This is a genomic window from Pseudomonas sp. Irchel 3F3 (assembly GCF_900187545.1).
Classification (GTDB): Bacteria; Pseudomonadota; Gammaproteobacteria; order Pseudomonadales; family Pseudomonadaceae; genus Aquipseudomonas; species Aquipseudomonas fortuita.
Map to the genome: position 1 here is coordinate 1 of NZ_FYDS01000003.1, position 18,535 is coordinate 18,535.

The window sequence follows — 18,535 nt, forward strand, 5'->3', positions numbered from 1 at the left end:
GGGCGAAAAGGTGAGTTAGTGTCGCCATCGCAAATGGCCTATGCGCGAGCTAAAAACCAGCACTGTTTCGCTGTTCGCTGTTCGCTGTTCGCTGTTCGCTGTTCGCTGTTCGCTGTTCGCTGTTCGCTGTTCGCTGTTCGCTGTTCGCTGTTCGCTGTTCGCTGTTCGCTGTTCGCTGTTCGCTGTTCGCTGTTCGCATTCAGGTGTGGGCATCAACAATGAGTCAACATTCATTTTCAAAGGTGGCGCCAAATCACCTTTCCGCCCTTACGGCGGGTCACTTTTTGTCAAACGCGACAAAAAGTAACCAAAAAACGCTGCGCTCCCATCATCCGGCCCCTACGCTGCGCTCCGGGGTCCCCTCGCTCCGGGCTTGCTCCCGGGAGGACCGCGCTGCAGGCCCCATCCTGGGGCCCAGCGCTTGACGGGCATCCATGCCCGTCACCTCCCTCCGCAAGCCCTGCGCTCGGCCTCCTGAAGTCGCAATCTGCGTTGCCTGAACTGTCGCGCGCTTAGAAGCAAAAGCAAAAAGCAAAAAGCAGCCTAGTGATTAATGTCAGCCATCGGACGCTCCACAAACCGAATACTGTCGCGCCCACTGCGCTTGGACTGGTACAAGGCCACATCCCCTTGCTCGATCAATGCCGCCAGGCTCGCCGGCGGCTGGTCGAACAGGTTCACGCCAATACTCAAGGTAACCGCGTGCGGCGTGGGCACGGTCTTGCCGGCATACTGCTGGAATTGCTCGCGCAACAGCCCGCCCAGCTCCATTACCTGCTCGCTACTCGCCCCATTCAACAAGATGACGAACTCATCGCCGCCCAACCGCGCGGCCAGCGCCCGCTCCGGCAGCACCGTGCGAATCATCTCGCTCAAGGCAACCAGCAAGCGGTCCCCGGCAATATGCCCGTGCAGGTCGTTGACCAGCTTGAAGTTGTCGATGTCGATCAGCAGCAACGCCCCAGGCTGCGCCGGGCTCACGTCCTTGAAGAAATGCCCGGCCCGCACCTCCAGCGCACGCCGGTTATACAACGCGGTCAACGGGTCGCGGGCTGCCAGCCGGGCAATCCGCTCCTCGCGCCGATAGCGCACGGTGCCGGTCATCGACAAGGCAATCAGCATGATCGCCATCGCCCCCTCGACCAAGGAGATCTGGATGATCAGGCCACCAAAGGTGGCCAGGTCAATCAACGTCCCCGGCGTGATGGCAATGCCCGCCTTGGCCACATAGAACAGCCCATGGATCAGCAACACATAGCGCAGTTGTACTGCCCCCACACTCAGCGACTTGCCATGGGGCCGCAGCAGGGAGCTGGCCTTGAGCGTCAGCGACGCCACCAGCAACGAGTTGACCATCAGCATCACCTTCGACCACTGCGGCCCTACAGGCAGCAACAGCAAGGCGAACCAGACCACCACAATCATTAGCCAGCCCCGCGACAAGCGGTCCTGGGTAAAACGCAATACGCCCGTCAGGAAGAACCCGTGCGCCACCACCAGCAAACCGTTGGCGAACCAGATGCCGATGAACAACAACCCAGACCCGCGCAACAAGGCCAAAACACAACCGACAGTAATCGTGGCAAAGCCGGCGCTCCAGAACAGCAAGGAGGTTTCGCGGACACTGCGCCACTCAATCGCCAGGTACAGGGCAGCCGCCGCTGCCAGGGCGACCGAGATGGTCAGCATCGTGGGTGGATCTAGCGCCATATACGCTTTGGCCTATCTGGTTAACGAAGAAAGGGCCCGATTGTATGCGCTCGTGATGATTTTTCAGAGGGGCCTTGTACGGTTGACTGCAAATGATAGCCCAGCCCCCAACGGAGGGCTCACGCAGGTAACATCATATTGACATCAAGGCACCGCGTGCACCACCGAAATCGCGGTGCCCTCGCCCCCTTGATGCCTGAAAGCAAACTCACCCGTTGCCCCCAAAAAAGCACGGCAGTGCCTGGCGCAGTGCCTCAGAGCACGCGCTTGATCAACGGTTCCAAACGGCTGAAACGCAAGCGCCGCAGAAATTTGCGGACCTCCTTGGGATGCTCGGCCTTCACGCCCAGCGCCTCTGCCGAACCAATCTTCGGCGCATGCCGGCGTAGCGCGTTCAACTCCGCTTCCCTCGGCGTCAGCCATTGCCCGTGCGGGTCATCGATCAGCAGGCCGTTCTCCAGGTCCAGGTTGAACCCGCGCGGGTTCAGGTTGTTGCCGGTCAGCAACGAATAGCGCTGGTCGACCCACACGCCCTTGGCATGAAAGGTATGCCCAGGATCGTTCCAGATGCGTACCTGTAACTGGCCGCTGGCAATGGCGGCATGGCGGCGCCGGGCGAAGGCACGCAGGTTGTCTTCATACAGATAAGGCAAGGCGCCACTGGCGCTGAACGGCTCGCCAGGGGCGATATAGAAGTCATTGGCCGTGCGATCGCCGACAATCAGCTCAACCTGCACACCACGCTCCAGCGCATGGTCAAGCTCGCGCATCACCACCCGCGGGGGGTTGAAATACGGCGTACTGATGATGAGTTGCGTGCGCGCCGCCGCCAACAAGGCGCACAGCGCCCGGTTCAGCGGGTTGCCACGGCCCACGCCCAACAGCGGAATAACCCGCAGCCCTTCCCCTGCCATGCTGGCCGGTGCCTCGTATGCCATGCGCCGCAACCGCGCACGCAAGCGCCGGATGTCGCCGCGCAGGCTACGGGTGGCAGGTGGCGCAGGCAAGTCGAGGCGCGGTGTGGCGGTGTGGTGCAGCAGGCGCCGCACCAGGTCGACCATGGCATCGGCCAGCCCCGGGGACTGGAACAGGTGGTAGCGGTCCAGGCGATAACGGTCGAAGCGGTGCAGGTACACGTTGTTCAGGCTGGCGCCGGTGTAGATCACGCAGTCGTCGATGATGCTGCCCTTCAGGTGCAACACGCCGAACAGCTCGCGGGTCTGCACCGGCACCCCATGAATCACGATATCCAGCCCACGCAACTGGCGTTGGGCCTGATACCAGGCGGCGTTACCCGGCTGGCGCCCGCCCCCCAGCAGACCACGGCGGGCACGAAACCAGTCGACCACAATGGTGATTTCCAGGCCTGGTCGCTCGGCCTTGACCTGGTACAACGCATCCAGCACTTCCTGGCCTGCCTCGTCTTCCTGCAGGTACAGGGCGACGATGACGATGCGCCGGGTCGCGGCGTGGATGCGTTCGAGCAAGCAGGCGCGGTATGCCTTGGCATCCGGCAGCACCTGGATCGACTCGGGCGACATGGCGTAGCCTGGCAATGCCGCCAGCATGGTTTCGGGGTTCACGAACGATCACCTTCTCTGTGCAATCACTGTCGGCCCTGCCAGCCGGCGGGGCCATTCCTGGCCGCTGCGCCCGGGGTGTAAGATCGAGCCGGCAACGACCTATAACAACAAGAACCACGCGAGGCTGTATTTTCTCACTGCCCCTGACGAACTATGCCTCAGCTTGCACAGGAACAGCGCAATGGTCTACCCCGCTTCTGCAAACCTATCGCCCTCTATTGTAAAGAGTTGTTCGGTAAAGACGTTCGGCTTTCTGATTTTGCCCAACTTCACCACCATCGGCCTGGCGTCGGCGGTGGAAACCCTGCGCATGGCCAACCTGGCCGCACGCAAACCACTGTTTCGCAGCGTGCTGATTGCCGCAGACGAGGCGCCAGTGGTCGCCAGCAACGGCATGCGGGTACTGCCTGACTACGGCATCGCCAACGCCCCCCAGCTGGATGCGCTGCTGGTGGTCGGGGCCAACCCGATCGACCGGGGCCGTAGCAGCCGCCCGCTGATCGACTGGTTGCGCAAGCTGGCCCGCCAGCACCTGCCATTGGGTGGTATCTGCACCGGGAGCTACCTGTTGGCCAAGGCCGAACTGCTCAAAGGCTACCGCTGCACCATCCATTGGGAAGACCTGCCGACACTGCAGGCGCACTTCCCCGGCATTGTCATTTCCAGCCAGCTGTTCGAACTGGACCGCGACCGCTATACCTGCTCGGGCGGTGTGGCAGCCATGGACATGATGCTGCAACTGGTGGCGCGCGAGCCCGGGGGTCAGGACATTGCGGCCAAGGCGGCCGAGTTATTGCTGTGCGACCGGGTGCGGGGCGAGCGTGATCGCCAGCGGGTACCGCTGCGCACCCTGCTTGGCAGCGCCCAACCCAAGCTGAGCCAGGTGGTGGCGATCATGGAGGCCAACCTGGAGGAACCATTGGGGCTCGAGGAGCTTGCCAGCCTCAACGAGGTCACCGTGCGCCAACTGGAGCGGCTGTTCCATAAATACCTGCAGCGCACGCCCAGCCAGTACTACCTGGAGCTGCGGCTGTCGCGGGCGCGGGAGTTGCTGCTGCGCAGTGACGTGCAGGTGCGCGAGGTGGCGCTGGCCTGCGGGTTCAGCTCGCCGGCGCACTTTTCCAAGAGCTACAGCCGGTTCTTTGGCTTGTCGCCGCTGGGGGAGCGGCGGCAGGCTTCGCTGCATTAATTCAAGGTTTGTACTGGTTTTACCGGCCTCTTCGCGGGCACGCCCGCTCCTACAGGGACCCCACAGTATTCGAATCTGTGGGGTCCCTGTGGGAGCGGGCGCGCCCGCGAAGAGGCCGGTACAGGGTAGTTAATCCTCCAGGGCGGAATGTGCGGTCTCCCGACACATAAGCATGGCAACCAGCGCCACCAGTGCTGCCGCCAGCAAATACCCCGCCGGCGCCAGCTTGCTGCCAGTCACCTGGATAAGCCAGGTGGCAATGAACGGCGCAGTCCCGCCAAACAGCGCGTTGGCCACATTGAAGCTCAGGGCAAACCCGCTGAAACGCACCCGGGTGGGGAAAATCTCGGCCAGCAGGCACGGCAACGTCCCGTCATTCATCGCCAGAATCGCCCCGAAGCAAATCTGGATCGCCAGGATGACCAGCAGCGGTTGACCGTCAAGCAGGCGGAACAACGGTACGGTCAGCCCCAGGAACAACAGCGAAGCCACCACCAGCATGGTCTTGCGGCCAAACCGGTCAGACAGCCGCCCCATCAGGAAGATCAAGCCGATGTAAGTGGCCAGCGACACGGTCGAAGCAATGAATGAATCCCGCTCGCTCATGCCCATTTCACTGGACAGATAAGTCGGCATGTAGCTGAGCAGCAAATAGAACGCCACCGCGTTCAGGCAGGTGACACCAATGCCGATGGCCAGGCTGCGGCGGTGCTGGCCCAGCAGCTCGCGCAGCGGCATAGGCGTCATGCCGGCCTTGTTTTCCAGGCGCTGTTCCATCTCCAGGAACTTGGGTGTGTCCTGCAGGCTCATGCGGATATAGCGCCCTACAAGGCCGAACGGTGCCGCCAGCAGGAACGGCAGGCGCCAGCCCCATTCGTGCAGGGCCTGGCTGCTGAGCAGTTCGTGCAGCACCGCCACGAACGCCGCACCAAACAGCAACCCCGCCGCCGTACTGGCCGGCACGATGCTGGTGTACAGGCCACGCCGGCCGGGCGGCGCGTATTCAGCCAGAAACGCCGCAGCACCAGCGTACTCACCGGAGGCGGAAAAGCCCTGCACCAGGCGGATAAGTAGCAACAAGCCCGGCGCCCACAAGCCGATCTGCGCATAACCTGGCAACAGGCCAATGCAGAAGGTGGATACCGACATGATCAGGATCGACCACGACAGTGCGTTGCGCCGACCATGGCGGTCGCCAAAGTGCCCCCAGACGATGCCGCCCAGCGGACGTACCAGGAACGACAGGGCAAACACAGCGAAGGTTGCCAGCAGGCCAGTGGTCTTGTCGGTTTGCGGGAAGAAGGTGGCGGCGATGATGGTGGCCAGGTAGCCGTAGGCGGCGTAGTCGAACCACTCGACGAAGTTGCCCATGAAACTGGCCCGGGCGGCCTTGCGCAGGGCCTGGCGTTCGGCGTTGTATGTGGGGCCGGCGACGGCGGATGGGTCAAGTGTGGTGCTGGACATGACGGGTACCCTCTGGTTCTTTTAATTGGAGGCAGGGTCTGGTGGTCATACAGTGATATTTTTGTTGTCCGGGCTGGCCTCATCGCCGGCAAGCCCGCTCCCACAGGGACTGCACAGGTATTGCGTGCTATGCAGTAGCTATGGGAGCTGGCTTGCCGGCGATGAGGCCAGCTTCGGTGTTTATTTGCGAATGATGTTGTGCTCCGGCCCATACGGGAATTTGGTGATGTTCTCGGCGCCTTTGTCGTTGACGATCAGGATGTCATGCTCGCGATACCCACCCGCCCCCGGTCGCCCTTCGGGCAGCATGATCATCGGTTCGATCGACACCACCATGCCAGGCTCCAGCACTGTGTCGATGTCTTCGCGCAGCTCCAGCCCCGCTTCGCGCCCGTAGTAGTGGCTCAGGGTGCCGAACGAATGGCCATAACCGAAGGTGCGGTACTGCAGCAGGTCATGGCGCAGGAAGATTTCGTTCAGTTCACGGGCGATGTCGCTGCAGCGCATGCCCGGGCGTACCAGTTTCAACCCCGCCTCGTGCACTTCCACGTTGGCCTGCCACAGGCGCAGGTATTCATCCGGGCAGTGGTCGAGGAACAGTGTGCGCTCCAGCGCGGTGTAGTAGCCGGCGATCATCGGGAAGCAGTTGAGGCTCAGGATTTCACCTTTGCCGACGCGGCGGCTGGTCACTGGGTTGTGTGCGCCATCGGTGTTGAGCCCGGACTGGAACCAGGTCCAGGTGTCCATCAGCTCCGCATCGGGGAAGCGCTTGGCGATTTCGCGGACCATTGCCTGGGTGGCATGCAGCGCCACCTCGTACTCAGGCACCTGGTCGCGCAGCGCCTCTACAATTGCCGCGCCGCCAATGTCCGCGACCTGTGCACCATGGCGGATCAGCGCCTGTTCCTCGGCCGATTTGATCATGCGCATACGCATGCAAGGCGCGCCAATGTCCAGCAGCTCGGCTTTGGGGTAGCAGGCGGCCAGCTTGGCATGGTTTTGCAGGTTGAGGTGGTCGTATTCGACGCCAATACGCGAGGCCAGCGGCAGCGCCTGCTGGATGGCAACGAAGTAGTTGTCGCGTTGCCAGTCGGTGTAGACGATGTTGTCAGTGCCGACGGTACGCCGCCATGGCTGGCCGCCATCAATGTTGGCGCTGATAGAGACAACCTTGTCCTGGGTGATTACCAGCGCATAGGGACGGCCAAACGAGCAGTAGAGGAAATCACTGTAGTAATTGACGTTATGGTACGAGGTGAAGATCGCCGCCTCAATGTCCTGGTCTGCCATGTAGGCCCGCAGCCGCGCATGGCGAGCCGCATACTCCTGCGCCGAAAAGGTCGGCTGCACCTTGTCACCATTGCGGATTTTGAGGGTCTTTGGCATTTGCATGGTCGGGGTTCCTTGTCGTTGTAAGCACGCTGTTCAGGCTGGCTGCCTGAGAAGCATTGCAACAGAACCGACGAGGACGCTTTTGTACCTATCCGACCTGGAATTGGCGGGATCACCAGGGCCAAGGGGGCGCTTTGCGCCCCCCATAACACCTTTACTTCAGGTCAAAACGGTCCAGCTCCATGACCTTCTGCCAGGCGGCCACAAAGTCCCGAACGAACTTGTCACCCCCGTCACTGCTGCCATACACCTCGCTCAGCGCCCGCAGCTGGGCATGCGAACCAAACACCAGGTCAACCCGGCTAGCGTTCCATTTAACCTGCCCGGTCTTGCGGTCGCGGCCTTCGAAGGTTTCGTCGTCCGGCGACGTCGACTTCCATTCCACGCCCATGTCCAGCAGGTTGCGGAAGAAGTCGTTGCTCAAGGTGCCGGGCTTGTCGGTGAACACGCCCTGCTGGCTGCCGCCATGGTTGGCACCCAGCACCCGCAGGCCGCCGATCAGCACGGTCAGTTCCGGCGCAGTCAGGGTCAGCAACTGGGCCTTGTCCAGCAACAGCTTTTCGGCCTTGACGCTGTAGCGAGCCTTGGCGAAATTGCGGAAGCCATCGGCCAACGGCTCCAGCACGGCGAACGACTCGACGTCGGTCTGCGCCTGGGACGCATCGACGCGGCCCGGGCGGAACCCGACGCTGCCACTGTAGCCAGCATCCCGGGCAGCTTTTTCAACGGCTGCAGTACCGGCCAGTACGATCAGGTCGGCCAGGGAGACCTTTTTGCCGCCGCTATTGAACTCGCCCTGTATCTTCTCCAGCGCCGCCAGCACCTTGTCTACACCCTGGTTGGCAGCCCAGTCTTTCTGCGGCGCCAGGCGCAAACGTGCGCCATTGGCCCCCCCGCGCTTGTCGGAGCCACGGAAGGTCGACGCGGATGCCCACGCGGTGGAGACCAGCTCACCCACAGTCAAGCCCGAAGCCAGAATCCTGGTTTTGAGGTCTGCGATGTCTTGCTCGCTGATCGTGGCTGGATCGGCCTTGGGCAACGGGTCTTGCCACAGCAGCTCTTCATTGGGCATTTCCGGGCCCAGGTAGCGCGCCAGTGGGCCCATGTCGCGGTGGATGAGCTTGTACCAGGCGCGGGCGAAGGCATCCGCCAGCTGGTCAGGGTTGTCCTTGAAGCGGCGAGCGATCGGCTCGTAGATGGGGTCGAAGCGCAGCGCCAGGTCAGAGGTCAACATGGACGGTGCATGTTTTTTACCTGGATCGTGGGCATCTGGCACTGTGCCTGCGCCTTTGCCCTCTTTCGGCTGCCACTGATGCGCGCCGGCCGGGCTTTTGGTCAGCTCCCACTCAAAGCTGAAGAGGTTGTTCAGGTACTCGTTGCTCCACTTGGTCGGGGTGGAGGTCCAGGTCACTTCCAGGCCGCTGGTGATGGTATCCCCACCTTTGCCTGAACCAAACTTGTTGGGCCAACCCAGGCCCTGCAACTCCAGGCCTGCCGCTTCGGGTTCGGGGCCGACGTTGTCGGCGGGGCCGGCACCGTGGGTCTTGCCGAAGGCGTGGCCACCGGCGATCAGCGCCACAGTTTCTTCATCGTTCATGGCCATGCGGCCAAAGGTTTCACGGATGTCCCGGCCAGAGGCCACCGGGTCTGGGTTGCCTTCCGGGCCTTCCGGGTTCACGTAGATCAGGCCCATCTGTACGGCGGCCAGCGGGTTTTCCAGGTTACGCTCAGCCGACAGGTCGCGATTCTGCTCTTCACCATGCTTGGCCGGCTCGGCCACCAGGTCACCCTGCCCGGGTGGCTGCGCCTTGACCTGTTCCTTGCCGTAGCGGGTATCGCCACCCAGCCAGACCTTTTCCGAACCCCAGTACACATCTTCGTCCGGCTCCCATACATCAGCGCGCCCGCCCGAGAAGCCGAAAGTCTTGAAGCCCATGGATTCGAGAGCAACGTTGCCGGTGAGCACGATCAGGTCGGCCCAGGAAATCTTGTTGCCGTACTTCTGCTTGATCGGCCACAGCAGCCGCCGGGCCTTGTCCAGGCTGACGTTGTCCGGCCAGCTGTTGAGCGGGGCGAAACGTTGCTGCCCCGAGCCCGCGCCGCCGCGGCCATCGCCAATGCGGTAGGTGCCGGCGCTGTGCCAGGCCATGCGGATGAACAGCGGGCCATAGTGGCCGAAGTCGGCAGGCCACCAGTCCTGCGAGTCGGTCATCAGGGCAGTCAGGTCGTTCTTCAGGGCCTGGAAGTCGAGGCTTTTGAACGCCTTGGCATAGTCGAAGTCCGGATCGGGGCTGGACTTCGACGAATGCTGGTGAAGAATTCGAAGGTTGAGCTGGTCAGGCCACCAGTCACGGTTGGTGGTGCCGCCACCTGCGGTTTGATGGAACGGGCATTTCGATTCGTTCGACATCTGCGGGTACCTTTGGGTCGGTTATCCAGATTTCCGGTCTATGCCAGGTGTTCTTTCAGCCGAGCGTGGGGGGTCGTGCTACCCCTCATCAGGTCTACACGGGGCCACGGGAAAGACTAGACGAGCTTGGGCAGAGTTCTAATAGAGTGGCTGTTAGAGGGTGATAGGCTGGCTCTGTCAGGTTTGCTTGTACCGGCCTCTTCGCAGGTAAACCCGCGCATCAATCCGAACAGGCGGTACAGGTTTTACTTGCGCCGCTGCATCCACGCCGCCCCCAGCCCACTGAGGCAGATCACCGAAATCCCCACCAGGCTCAAGGTATCCGGCACCTGGCTATAGAATACAAGCCCAAGCAAACCGGCAAACACGATCTGGCAGTAGCTGAACGGCGCCAGCAACGCCGGTGCCGCATGGCGGAAGGCCTGGGTCAGCAGCAGGTGCGCAGTCATGCCAAAGCCGCCCAGTGCCAGCATCAGCAGGGCATGGTCCCACCGCGGCACCTCCCAGAAGAACGGCACCAGTGCACTCATTGCCAGGGTATTGCACAGCCCTGCATAGAAGTTGCTCGTAGTCGGGCTGTCATGTGCAGCCAGAATGCGCGTCAGCAGCTGATAGAAGCAGAAGCCCAACGCCGAACCGAACGGGTACAGAATGGCCGGGGTAAACATCGCTCCACCCGGGTGCACCACCACCAGCACGCCGATGAAACCCAGCACTACCGCCACCCACTGCCCCACCGTCACCCGCTCTTTGAGCAGCGGCGCCGACAACGCGGTGACCAGCACCGGGGCAAGGAAGTTGACCGCCGTCGCCTCAGCCAGCGGCAGGTACTGAAGGCCGCTGGTGAACAGCAAGCTGGTGCTCAGCAGGCTCAAGGCCCGCAAGGTCTGCAATACCGGCCGGCGGGTGCGCAATACGTTGAGGCCAGACTTGGGCAGAAAAATGCCGGCCATCAGCAGCGTATGCACCACATAACGTGCCCACACCACCATCACGATCGGGTAAAGGCCGCCGAGGAATTTGGACAGGGCATCGTGGCTGGCGAACAGGAACGTCGCTCCCACCACCAGTGCGATACCCCGCAAGGGTTGGTTGACGCCGGACAGCGGTGTGCTGGAACTCATGGCTCTCTCGATGACGGCGCGGCGGCATGCCACGCCCAGGGAAGGCCGCGCAGGCGTGGCCCGGCGGATGCAACAGCTCGAATTCTAGAAGAGATGCCGCAGGATAAGGAAGTTCAATTGCCGCTTGCCCACGCTGACGGCAAATACTGTTCGCTGATCGACCAGTTTGTGCCTCGAACGCATGGCCCGCGCTTCGCTGATCGCCGACCATCGAATGCGAACCCTGCACACCCTACAAGGAATTTACATGCAAAGGCTCACCACCCGAAACGGTCTGGACCTGCCTGCAATCGGCCTGGGCACCTGGCCGATGACCGGCACCGAATGCACCCAGGCCGTGCACCAGGCGCTGGACCTGGGTTACCGGCACATCGACACTGCCACAGCCTACGAAAACGAAGCGGCCGTTGGCCAGGCCCTGCGCGACAGCGACGTACCACGCGAACAGATCCACCTCACCACCAAGGTGTGGTGGGACCGCCTGGAGCCCAAGGCCATGCGCCAGTCGCTGGAAGACAGCCTGCGCGCATTGGGCACCGAGCAGGTCGACCTGTTCCATATCCACTGGCCCGGCAAGGATTGGGACCTGGCGCGCAGTATCGACACCCTGGTTGCGCTGCGTGACGAGGGCAAGGCACGGCATATTGGCGTGGCCAACTTCCCGCTGGGCCTGCTGCGCCAGGTGGTGGAAACCCTGGGCGCGCCGTTGTCGGCGATTCAGGTGGAATACCACGTGCTGCTCGGCCAGCAACCGCTGCTCGACTACGCCCGCCGCCATGACCTGTTGCTCACCGCCTACACCCCGCTGGCCCGGGGCCAGGCGGCGGCGCAGCCAGTGATCCAGGCGATTGCCCGCAAGCATGGCGTGCTGCCCAGCCAGGTGGCACTGAAGTGGTTGCTGGACCAGGACGGTGTGGCGGCGATCCCCAAAGCCAGCAGCCGCGAGAACCAGTTGGCCAACCTGGCTGCATTGAACGTGCAACTGGACGACGAAGACCGCACGGCGATTGCCCAATTGCCGAAAGACCAGCGCGTGGTAAGCCCGCCGTTTGCGCCAGACTGGAATAGCTGAAATTCGTAAGCGCGACACGGACCTTGTGGGCGCGGGCATGGCCGCTCCCACAAGGATTGCACAAGCTCTTGAAATTTGAGCAAGCCAATTACCCCCACAATCGGCTGCGTGAGCCGTCAGCCTGGCGTAATGACCTGCTTCAACCGCTCGCTCGCCGGTGCCGGCCGCCCGTACAGGTAGCCCTGGAAATGCGAGCACCCCTCCGCCGCCAGCCGGCGCATCTGCTCTTGCGACTCCACCCCTTCGGCCGTGGTCTTGATCATCAGGCTGTTGGACAGGTCGGTAATGGCGCGGATGATCGACATTGCTTCACGGCTGTCGCACATGTCATGCACGAACGACTTGTCGATCTTGATCCGGTCGAACGGGAACGAGCGCAAGTAGCCGAGCGATGAATAGCCGGTTCCAAAATCGTCCAGCGAAATCGATACCCCCAAGTCCTTCAGCGCGCGCAAGGTGCGCACGTTTTCGTCGCTGTTACCCAGCAACACCGACTCGGTTATTTCCAGCTCCAGGCGCTGCGCCGGCAGGCCCGAGTCGGCCAGGGCCAAGGCGACAAGCTGCACCAGGTTGGCATTTTTGAACTGCACCGGCGACAGGTTGACCGACACCGTCTGCTCACTGTCCCAGCTGGCCGCTTCCTGGCAGGCCAGGTTCAAGGCCCGGATACCCAGTTCATGAATCAGCCCGGTTTCCTCGGCGATAGGGATGAAGTCCATGGGCATGACCATGCCCCGGGTCGGGTGCTCCCAGCGCAGCAATGCCTCATAACCGGTCACGCTACTGGTTTTCTGGTCCACCACGGGTTGGTAATGCAGCTGCAACTGGCCCAGGTGCAGCGCTGTGCGCAAGTCGGTTTCCACCAGGCGGCGCTGGCGGGCAGCGACGTCAAGCTCCACGTCGAAGCATTCATAGCGATTGCGGCCGTTGCGCTTGGCCTCGTACAACGCCATGTCGGCGTAGCCCAGCAGCTGCTCGGCCTGATCATTGTCATCCGGGGCGATGGCGATGCCGATACTTACCCCCACGGAGAACTGGTGCCCTTCGATCCGGAACGGCGGGCTGATCGCGTTGATCAGCCGCTGCGCAGTGTTGCACGCAGCATCGCGGCCATCGAGCCCGGTCAGTACCACGGCAAACTCGTCACCACCCAGCCGGGCCAGGGTGTCGTGCTCGCGCAGCTCGCGGCGCAGGCGTTTGCCCAGCTCGCGCAGCAGCTTGTCGCCGAAGGCATGGCCAAGGGAGTCATTGATGTTCTTGAAGTTGTCCAGGTCCAGGCACAGGGCGGCGGTCAGCTTGGCGTTCTCGCTGCCACGCACCAGCGCCTGGCGCAGGCGTTCGTGGAACAAGGTGCGGTTGGGTAGCCCGGTAAGCGCATCATGGTGCGCCATGTGGTGAATCTGTGCGTGGGCCGCCAGTTCCTCGGTGGCATCTTCGGCGACAAACAGCACGTAATCCGCCTGGCCCTCGGAGTGCTGGCTGAGCAAGGTACGGCTGCGCAGGGTCCGTGGACCACGGGCGGTCTCGACCCGGGTCTCGGCAGCATGGCCTTTGGTGTTACGGGCACCACGGGCCAGCTGCTGCTCAAGGTAGTCGGCGGCCGCCGGGCTCAGGCATTCGCCAGGCCGTTGGCCGATCATGCTGCGCCCTGGGCCGCCGAACAGGCGCTCGGCCTGCTGGTTGGCCAACAGGATGCGCTGGCTTTCCAGGTCCTGGACAATGACGCTGGCGGGAATATTGGCAATGACCGAGTCCAGGAATTGCGACAGCTTGGCCATTTCCTGGCTGTACTGCTCGGCCAGCTCCTTGGCCTGCAGCAGCTCCAGTTCCTGGCGGCGGCGTTCGGAAATGTCGCGGGTGACCTTGGCGAACCCCACCAGTTGCCCGGCATCGTCGTACACGGCTTCAATCACTACATGGGCGTGGAACGCCGTGCCGTCCTTGCGCAGGCGGGAGCCTGTCTCTTCAAAACGCCCCGTGCGCCGCGCCTGTTCAAGGTTTAGCGCTGGCCGCCCGGCTGCACGCTCGGCATCGGGGTAGAACAACGAGTAATGCTGGCCGACGATTTCATCGGCAAGGTAGCCCTTGGCGCGCTGGGCACCGGGGTTCCAGTTGGCGACGATACCCTCGGGGGTGAGCAGGTAGATGGCGTAATCCACCACGCTCTGAATCAACAGCCGGTACATGATGTCGGGGTTTGCAGCTAGCGACATGAACTTTACCTGAACCTTCGAAGCGCAAGAAAAAGGACCCCGGCAAGCGGTTGCCAGGTCTAGGGAGGCGTTGATGGCATTATGCCGCCCATGACGATTTTGTGAAGTAGCTCACAAAAATGTCGCTATTCCGCTTCAACGTCGCACAACGGCCGGCCAATCCTCAATGCCGGGCGCCGCTCACCAGGAAACTGAGCAGGTCCGGTTCATCCGTCAGCGTAATGGCCTGTGCCGGGCGCGACAGGTTCGCCAGTACGGCGCTGCAGAACGCCACGGCCGGTGCGTCGTGTGCGTAGCACCGCAGCAACCAGTCGCCCTCGCCGCCCAGCAGCTGCAACGCTACCGCCTGGCCGATGCCCTGGCGGCGGTACTTTTTCAGGATGAACAGGTCAGCCAGTTCAAGCGCGTGAATGCCCGGCAGCTCACTGCGTTCCACCAGCACGAAACCGGCGATGAAACCGTCCGCCAGCACCAGGTACGCGCCCCAGCCCTCGTCCTGCCAGTAGCGTTGCAGGTGCTCGTCGTGGATGTAGAAACGACCATCCACTTCGACGTCTTCCTGCTCCCAGTCGGAGGACTCGTAGGCATAGAACTGGTAGAGGTTGCGGACCAGCGGAGCCTGGTCAGCGGTGGTTGGCAGCAGCGCGATGGGCAGCATGGGCGGGGCTCGGGCAAAAGATCGATTCTAGATCACCGGCCCCGGCAGCAAAAAGCCCGGGCCCTCCCCGCACGGAAAGGCCCAGGCAAAAACACAGCGAAAAATGGTCAGCATTGTGGGGGCGCTACGCGCCCCATTCGCGGCGCAAGGCCGCTCCCACAGGGATTGCACGATGGCACTGTCGCGCGCGATCCCTGTGGGAGCGGCCTTGTGCCGCGAATGGGCTGCGCAGCAGCCCCAAAGGTCTCAGCCTTCCTGCAACGCACGCGGCCGGTGGCTGCGGGCCTCGGCCTCCGGCGCCGTGGTCCCCTGCAGGTGGAAGTCGAACGCCAGCTCGGCAAAACGCTCGCCTTGCACGCCGCGATCACGCGCCGCAGCAGCGTCCTCGACAAACCGCAGCTCGCCGATCAAACCGTCGCGGGTGGCGTAGGCAAAGTCGTCCCACAGGTATTTGTCACCCTCGAAGTTGATCTGCGTGGTCAGGTGGCGGTGCCCCGGTGCCGAGATGAAGAAGTGCACGTGCGCCGGTCGCTGACCATGACGGCCGAGCAGGTCAAGGCACTCCTGGGTCGGGCCCTGCGGGTCGCAGCCATAACCCGACGGCACGATGGAGCGCGCACGGTAGCGCCCCTCGGCGTCGGTAATGATGCGGCGGCGCAGGTTGTACTCGGACTGGGTCGAGTCGAAGTACGAATAGGTACCTTGGGTGTTGGCGTGCCACAGGTCGACGGTGGCGCCGGCCAGCGGCTTGCCGTCGGCATCGAACACCTGCCCCTGCAGGAACATCACCACGCCGGGGTCGGTACCGTCGTCCATGCGCGCTTCGCCTTGTGCCAACGGCGCCCCGGCGACGTACAGCGGGCCTTCGATGGTACGCGGGGTGCCACCGCTCAGGCCGGCCTCAGCATCCTTGGCGTCCTGCAGCAGGTCGAGGAAGTGCTCGATACCCAGGCCTGCGGCCAGCAGGCCAGCCTCGTTACGGCCCCCCAGGCGGTTGAGGTAATCAATGGCGTGCCAGAACTCGTCTTCGGTGATTTCCAGGTCTTCGACCAGGCGCGCGGTGTCCTGCAGCACACGCAGGATGATCTGCTTGAAGCGCGGGTTGCCATCGGCGTGGTCCAGGCCAGCCACTTTGTTGAAGAAGGCTTGAATGTCGGCAGTGTGGGAAATTTTCACGGTCATCGTGCGTACCTCATATTGTTCTTGTCAGGCAGACAGGTGCGGATCAGCGGTCGTCGCTGTGAATCGACGAGGGATGCCGGCACAGGCCGTCGACCTCGATGTCCATGTACGGGAACAGCGGCAGCTGCATCAGTGTGTCGTGCAGCGCCTCGACGCTGGGCACGTCGAACACGCTGTAGTTGGCGTAGTGCCCGGCAATGCGCCACAAGTGGCGCCAGGTCCCTTCACGTTGCAGGCGCTGGGCCAGTTCCTTTTCATCAGCCTTGAGCTGGGTGGCCTTGGCCGGGTCCATGTCGACCGGCAGTTTCACGGTCATCTTCACGTGGAACAGCATGATTATCTCCTTGTTGGCTGATCAGCAACGGGCGAAGCGCGCCAGGCGCTGTTCGTCCAGGGTCAGGCCCAGGCCTGGGGTGCGGGGGATGTGCAGTTGGAAGTCGCGGTACTGCGGCGGCTCGTTGACGATTTCTTCGGTCAGCAGCAGCGGGCCGAACAGCTCGGTGCCCCAGGTCAGTTGGCGCAGGGTAAGGAAGGCATGGGCCGAGGCCAGGGTGCCGATAGAGCCTTCGAGCATGGTGCCGCCATACAGCGCTATACCGGCGGCCTCGGCGATTTGCGCAGTGCGCAACACAGCTCGCGGGCCACCGTTCTTGGCGATTTTCAGGGCGAAGATGCTGGCCGCGCCGTCGGCGGCCAGGCTGAAGGCGTCCTCGACGCTTTCGATCGACTCATCGGCCATGATCGGGGCCGGGCTGCGCTGGTTCAGGCGCACCTGGCCGCCACGGTTGATGCGCGAGATCGGTTGCTCGATCAGGTCGATACCGTTGTCGCCAAGCACCTGGCAAGCACGCACGGCCTGGGACTCGTCCCAGTACTGGTTGACGTCGACCCGCACGCTGGCACTGTCGCCCAGTTCGCGTTTTATCGTCACCACGTGCTTGATGTCCTGCTCCACCGGGTTGGCGCCAATCTTCAGCTTGAACACCCGGTGACGGCGAATTTCCAGCATGTGCTGCGCTTCGGCGATATCACGGGCGGTGTCGCCGCTGGCCAGGGTCCAGGCCACTTCCAGGCTGTCACGCACTCGGCCGCCCAGCAGCTCGCTCACCGGCAGCCCCAGGCGTTTGCCTTGGGCGTCGAGCAAGGCGCTTTCAATACCCGATTTGGCAAAAGTGTTGCCCTTGGCCAGCTTGTCCAGCTTGAGCATGGCCGCATTGATGTTGTCTGCCGCCAGGCCAATCAGCGCCGGAGCCAGGTGCGCGTCGATGTTGGCCTTGATGCCCTCGGGGCTTTCGTAGCCATAGGCCAGGCCACCGATGGTGGTGGCCTCGCCGATACCTTCCACGCCATCGCTGCAGCGCACGCGCAATACCACCAAGGTCTGCTGCTGCATGGTGTGCATTGCCAGCTTGTGCGGGCGAATGGTCGGCAGGTCGACGATAATTGCATCAATACGTTCAATCAGCGCGCTTGTCATTGTGGCCAGGTCCCGTCAGGTCGGGCTGCCAGCTGCAGGCCCGAATGGTGCATTTACTTGATTGCTCAAGGATTGCGCGAGACCCTGATGACCGTCCAATATCAAATGAATCTCCCACCATACCCTGGAGGTCTGATGGAGCTGCGCCACCTGCGTTACTTCAAAGTCTTGGCCGAGACCCTGAACTTCACCCGCGCCGCCGAGCTGCTGCACATTGCCCAACCCCCCTTGAGCCGGCAGATCAGCCAGCTGGAGGACCAGCTCGGCACCCTGCTGGTCGTGCGCGAACGCCCGCTGCGGCTGACCGAGGCCGGTCGTTTTTTTTACGAACAGACCTGCACCGTGCTGCAGCAACTGCAGAACATCAGCGACAACACCCGCCGCATTGGCCAGGGCCAGCGCCAGTGGCTGGGCATCGGGTTTGCCCCCTCGACCCTGTACAACGTGTTGCCAGAGCTGATCCGCGAGCTGCGCCAGGACAGCGAGCTGGAACTGGGCCTGAGCGAGATGACCACGCTGCAGCAGGTGGAAGCCTTGAAGAGCGGGCGCATCGACATCGCCTTCGGGCGCATTCGCATCGACGACGCGGCCATCCACCAAGAGGTTCTGCGGGAGGACCCGCTGGTGGCCGTGCTGCCCAAGGGCCACCCGCTGGCGGGCAGCCCGGTCAGCCTGGCGCAGCTGGCTGGCGAGGCGTTCATCCTCTACCCGGCCAACCCCCGGCCCAGTTATGCCGACCACGTGCTGGCGCTGTTTGCCCAGCATGGCATGAGCATCCGCGTCAGCCAGTGGGCCAACGAATTGCAGACGGCCATCGGCCTGGTGGCCGTCGGCGTGGGGGTAACGCTGGTGCCGGCGTCGGTACAACAGCAACACCGCACCGATATCGAATATGTCGGCTTGCTCGATAGCAGCGCCGTCAGCCCGATCATTCTGAGCCGGCGCAAGGGTGATGTGAGCCCGATCGTGCAGCGGTGCCTGGGGTTGATCGAGCAACAGGCACTATGAACAAAACTTGCACCCTGTGGGAGCGGGCGCGCCCGCGATCACGGGCAGAGCCC

At 62.9% G+C, this 18,535-nt stretch carries 14 protein-coding genes; 3 read left to right on the forward strand and 11 right to left on the reverse strand.

Features of this window, described 5'->3' with window-relative positions; all coding sequences use genetic code 11:
• Positions 1-543: 543 nt before the first annotated feature.
• On the reverse strand, positions 544-1,689 hold the full coding sequence (locus CKW35_RS06100) for a GGDEF domain-containing protein (protein ID WP_031312520.1): 1,146 nt from the start codon (positions 1,687-1,689) through the stop codon (positions 544-546).
• Between the two features lie 275 nt (positions 1,690-1,964).
• Complete coding sequence (gene pssA, locus CKW35_RS06105; RefSeq protein ID WP_016487539.1) at positions 1,965-3,293, reverse strand: CDP-diacylglycerol--serine O-phosphatidyltransferase; 1,329 nt, start codon at positions 3,291-3,293, stop codon at positions 1,965-1,967.
• A 181-nt stretch (positions 3,294-3,474) separates the two neighbouring features.
• Here pssA and CKW35_RS06110 point away from each other — a divergent pair, with 181 nt between their 5' ends.
• Positions 3,475-4,482: a GlxA family transcriptional regulator gene (locus tag CKW35_RS06110; RefSeq protein ID WP_016487540.1), complete on the forward strand. Its 1,008-nt coding sequence runs from the start codon at positions 3,475-3,477 to the stop codon at positions 4,480-4,482.
• A 129-nt stretch (positions 4,483-4,611) separates the two neighbouring features.
• Here CKW35_RS06110 and CKW35_RS06115 read toward each other — a convergent pair whose 3' ends face one another.
• The 4 genes from CKW35_RS06115 to CKW35_RS06130 all read right to left on the reverse strand — a co-directional run bounded on the left by CKW35_RS06115 (position 4,612) and on the right by CKW35_RS06130 (position 10,872).
• Positions 4,612-5,946 (reverse strand): MFS transporter, encoded by a 1,335-nt coding sequence (locus CKW35_RS06115; RefSeq protein WP_023047750.1) that lies wholly within the window; start codon positions 5,944-5,946, stop codon positions 4,612-4,614.
• 180 nt (positions 5,947-6,126) lie between these two features.
• On the reverse strand, positions 6,127-7,338 hold the full coding sequence (locus CKW35_RS06120; protein ID WP_016487542.1) for a M24 family metallopeptidase: 1,212 nt from the start codon (positions 7,336-7,338) through the stop codon (positions 6,127-6,129).
• 154 nt (positions 7,339-7,492) lie between these two features.
• Entirely contained in the window at positions 7,493-9,748 is a 2,256-nt protein-coding gene (gene katG / locus CKW35_RS06125; protein WP_095115435.1) for a catalase/peroxidase HPI, read from the reverse strand.
• A 245-nt stretch (positions 9,749-9,993) separates the two neighbouring features.
• Positions 9,994-10,872 carry a DMT family transporter gene (locus tag CKW35_RS06130; RefSeq protein WP_016487544.1) on the reverse strand — a complete coding sequence of 293 codons (879 nt, stop codon included), beginning with the start codon at positions 10,870-10,872 and terminating at the stop codon, positions 9,994-9,996.
• 247 nt (positions 10,873-11,119) lie between these two features.
• Between CKW35_RS06130 and CKW35_RS06135 the strand changes: the two genes are divergently transcribed.
• On the forward strand, positions 11,120-11,944 hold the full coding sequence (locus CKW35_RS06135; protein WP_016487545.1) for an aldo/keto reductase: 825 nt from the start codon (positions 11,120-11,122) through the stop codon (positions 11,942-11,944).
• A gap of 116 nt (positions 11,945-12,060) precedes the next feature.
• Here the strand turns inward: CKW35_RS06135 and CKW35_RS06140 are convergent, their stop codons facing one another.
• The 5 genes from CKW35_RS06140 to CKW35_RS06160 all read right to left on the reverse strand — a co-directional run bounded on the left by CKW35_RS06140 (position 12,061) and on the right by CKW35_RS06160 (position 17,474).
• Entirely contained in the window at positions 12,061-14,157 is a 2,097-nt protein-coding gene (locus CKW35_RS06140) for a bifunctional diguanylate cyclase/phosphodiesterase (RefSeq protein ID WP_095115437.1), read from the reverse strand.
• A gap of 163 nt (positions 14,158-14,320) precedes the next feature.
• A complete protein-coding gene (locus CKW35_RS06145) occupies positions 14,321-14,815 on the reverse strand; it encodes a GNAT family N-acetyltransferase (protein ID WP_016487547.1) in 495 nt (164 codons plus the stop codon).
• A gap of 246 nt (positions 14,816-15,061) precedes the next feature.
• Positions 15,062-15,997: a catechol 1,2-dioxygenase gene (gene catA, locus CKW35_RS06150; RefSeq protein ID WP_016487548.1), complete on the reverse strand. Its 936-nt coding sequence runs from the start codon at positions 15,995-15,997 to the stop codon at positions 15,062-15,064.
• Positions 15,998-16,040: 43 nt separating this feature from the next.
• Entirely contained in the window at positions 16,041-16,331 is a 291-nt protein-coding gene (gene catC / locus CKW35_RS06155; RefSeq protein WP_016487549.1) for a muconolactone Delta-isomerase, read from the reverse strand.
• Positions 16,332-16,352: 21 nt separating this feature from the next.
• On the reverse strand, positions 16,353-17,474 hold the full coding sequence (locus tag CKW35_RS06160) for a muconate cycloisomerase family protein (protein ID WP_023047752.1): 1,122 nt from the start codon (positions 17,472-17,474) through the stop codon (positions 16,353-16,355).
• 135 nt (positions 17,475-17,609) lie between these two features.
• On the opposite strand from CKW35_RS06160, the gene catR reads away from it, so the two are divergent.
• A complete protein-coding gene (gene catR / locus CKW35_RS06165; protein WP_016487551.1) occupies positions 17,610-18,482 on the forward strand; it encodes an HTH-type transcriptional regulator CatR in 873 nt (290 codons plus the stop codon).
• Positions 18,483-18,535: the final 53 nt, after the last annotated feature.